The 1,257-nt window shown below is 74.4% G+C and carries 1 protein-coding gene; it reads left to right on the top strand.

Going from position 1 to position 1,257, the window contains the following annotated elements; translation table 11 throughout:
• Positions 1-263 precede the first annotated feature (263 nt).
• Positions 264-1,208, top strand: a complete 945-nt coding sequence (locus CCN29_RS34280; RefSeq protein ID WP_006132285.1) for a RecB family exonuclease — start codon at positions 264-266, stop codon at positions 1,206-1,208.
• The last annotated feature ends 49 nt before the right edge of the window (positions 1,209-1,257 follow it).

Below are 1,257 nucleotides of genomic sequence, written 5' to 3'. Positions count from 1 at the left end.
GCGTGGGGGCGTCGCCGGGGGCCGGGGCCTCGGGCCCGGTGTGCTCGGCCGACTCGTCGTTGCCGGGCCGCGGCTGTCCGCGCCCGCCGCTTGCGTCCACCGGTGTCCCCTCGTTCGCTGCGTCTCCCGCGCCTGCCGGACGGGAGGGTCCTGGGTCGATGGTATGCGGCGTTCGCCGTCCCTTCCGCCCCGCACCCCTGTCTCTACCCCTTCTGTCCACAGGCGCACCGCGATGTCGGCGGCGGGCCGTAAGGTCTGTGGTCATGGAGACGAGCACCGAGGGCGCGACGCGGCCCGACACCGGCCCGGCCGTGCCCGCGGAGGCGGTGGACACGGTCGTGGTGGCCCCTCCCGCCGCCGCGCCCCCCGCCTCGCTGTCGCCGTCCCGGGCGAGCGACTTCATGCAGTGCCCGCTGCTGTACCGGTTCCGGGTGATCGACCGGCTGCCGGAGAAACCGAGCGAGGCCGCGACCCGGGGCACGCTGGTGCACGCGGTGCTCGAGCGGCTGTTCGACGCCCCGGCCGGCGACCGCACCGTGCCGCGCGCGAAGTCGCTGATCCCCGGGCAGTGGGACCGGCTGCGCGAGAGCCGGCCGGAGGTCGCGGAGCTGTTCGCGGACGACCCGGAGGGCGAGCGGCTGGCGCGCTGGCTGACGGAGGCGGAGGCGCTGGTCGAGCGGTGGTTCACGCTGGAGGACCCGAGCCGCCTCGAGCCCGCCGAGCGGGAGCTGTTCGTGGAGGCGGAGCTGGAATCGGGGCTGCGGCTGCGCGGCATCATCGACCGGGTCGACGTGGCGCCCACCGGGGAGGTGCGGATCGTCGACTACAAGACGGGCAAGGCGCCCCGCCCGGAGTACGCGGAGGGCGCGCTGTTCCAGATGAAGTTCTACGCCCTGGTGGTGTGGCGCCTGAAGCGGGTGATCCCGCGCCGGCTCCAGCTGGTGTACCTGGGCAGCGGCGACGTGCTGACGTACGACCCGCTGCTCGCCGACCTGGAGCGGGTGGAGCGCAAGCTGCTGGCGCTGTGGGAGGCGATCCGCCGGGCGACCGAGTCGGGCGACTGGCGGCCGCGTCCGACGAAGCTGTGCGGCTGGTGCGACCACCAGGCGTATTGCCCGGAGTTCGGCGGCACTCCCCCGCCCTACCCGCTCCCCGTGAGGGCGCCTGAGTCCGGCGGGACCGAGCAGGGCAGAATGGGGCCGGACTAGCGAAGGAGACTTACGTGGCCATCCGCGTCCTACTGGTCGACGACCAGCC

It is taken from the genome of Streptomyces pseudogriseolus (genome assembly GCA_002154585.1).
Classification (GTDB): Bacteria; Actinomycetota; Actinomycetes; order Streptomycetales; family Streptomycetaceae; genus Streptomyces; species Streptomyces pseudogriseolus.
The sequence above is the reverse complement of the archived record's forward strand: the minus strand, read 5'-3'. Positions and strand labels throughout refer to the sequence as shown.